The sequence below is a fragment of the Oleiphilus sp. HI0067 genome, from assembly GCF_001635735.1.
The window spans coordinates 1-1,943 of sequence record NZ_LWFI01001356.1 but is presented as its reverse complement, the minus strand read 5'-3'; the positions used below and the strand labels follow the sequence as shown (position 1 = coordinate 1,943).

Sequence of the window (1,943 nt, the reverse complement as noted above, 5' to 3'; positions counted from 1 at the left end):
CTGCGGTAAATAAGGTACACGCGTAGCGGCGTTTTCGCCCACTTGGTTTACGTCATTCACGATGTCGTTCATATTTCCTCCTACTCACCTCGAGATACTTCAAACGAGGCTTCGCACATTTCAATCGTTATTAAATTCTTTTCTTCAGAGTCTTAAGCTGCCTGTTGCATGACGCTCGCGATGGTCTGTAAATAATGTCTGGCTAAGGCTTCTTCCAACGGTGGAAACTCGGCCAACTCGGCTTTGTTTTGACGGTCACGTTCAATAATCCACACCGTTGTACCCCATGCACGGGTATCCCACACTTCACGCAACATCAGTGACTCTTTGTAATCACGTACGCGCTTATCAGCAAGCAAAGCTGCGAGTGCTTCGTTGCTGTAGGCCTCAAAAGATGCTTTTAAGTCTTTATGAATTTGCTCTACTAGCTTTCGGTCTTCGCTTTCAATTAAGTGACGCACCATTTCGTCGCTGGTTACACGTGTTGATTTCACTAAATCAGACTTGCTTGCTAGCTCTTTGGCGCGGCGCAAGATGCCCATGGCATTCACGTACTGGTAAATAAGCCCGCTATCACGCTCTCCATAACCGGGAACATCACCATTGAACATGTCTTGCTTGCGCTTATAAGCGTCACCGATGCGACGCAACTGCCACAAGCCCCATGCTTGAGAAAGCTCTTCCAACAAGACTTTACGAGGACTTGCTTCAAGAATCGCTTCACCACAGTGGTAGCGATACAAAGATAAAGGAATCAGCACATAGAAGTGTTGACGCGCTTTGTCCCAGTTTTCTAGCAAGCTTGCCGCTAGGCTTGAGCCGCAATGTTGAATGTGCAGTTCAAGGTGCAACTTCAACGCGTCTTCTTGTGCACGCATTAAGCTTGAATCTTCAGATAATGCCGTCGCTCGTACTGAGTCTCGGCTACAACGCTCTGCAATTTGGCCGCTTGGATCATACTGATAAGCGGTACCTCCACTCATACCATTGCCGAAGCCTTTTCCATATGAGCCTAAATTGATCACGCTGCCGTTGGTCATATATTCACAGCAGAAGTCACCCACACCTTCAACGACAGCTACTGCGCCAGAGTTACGTACACCAAAACGGTCGCCCGCTTGGCCTTGTACAAACAACTCACCACCCGTTGCACCGAACAAAGCAAAGTTACCGATCAGTACGTTGCCTTCTTCGCATGTCGCACCACCACCAGGATTGCTAACGATAATACGGCCACCGCTCGCGCCTTTACCAACTCCGTCGTTACAGGTACCGCTGTGTTTAAGCGTTACACCAGAGTTATTGAACGCACCAAAGCTTTGACCTGCTGAATTATGTGTTGCTACCGTTAAGCTGTCTTCACGCAATACCACTCGACCATTGCTTAATGTATCTATTGCAGGGTGAGCAGTGCACTGCTCTTCAGTAAGTTCGTAGTTAAGATGGCGCTCTACATCAATACTGAATTGACCACCGGTTGTCTTATTACAGTTAGTCAGACGCGGGCCTTCGATTTCTAACGAAGCCAATTGCGCTTCGAAGAACCGTTCGTAGGCTTCGTCGATATAAGCTTGGTCTGGCTCAAAGTTGGCTTCAAGCGCGACCGCTTCTTCGTCTAACGTTTTGGCATTTGGTACGCGTAATAAGGCGCGCATATCCAACTGACCAATTAAGTTCGGGTGACGAATAAGTTGTAAAAGATCTGTACGGCCACGTACTTCACGCAAACTTGCAAAGCCGAGTTCTGCCAAGACTTCACGCACTTCGTGCGCTAGGTTAATAAAGTACTGTGCCAAGGCTCGTGGGTCGCCTTCGTATACTTCTGGGTTTGTTGTCAAACCTGCTGGGCATTTCACGTTACAGTTTTTCGCCATCACACACTTAAGCATCATCAGTGCGGTGGTTCCAAATGCAAAGGAATCACCACCGAGCATTGCAGATTT

At 48.0% G+C, this 1,943-nt stretch carries 1 protein-coding gene; it reads right to left on the bottom strand.

Features of this window, described 5'->3' with window-relative positions:
* Positions 1-152 precede the first annotated feature (152 nt).
* A partial coding sequence (locus A3739_RS21580; protein ID WP_255376792.1) for a glutamate synthase-related protein occupies positions 153-1,943 on the bottom strand: 1,791 nt, incomplete at its 5' end.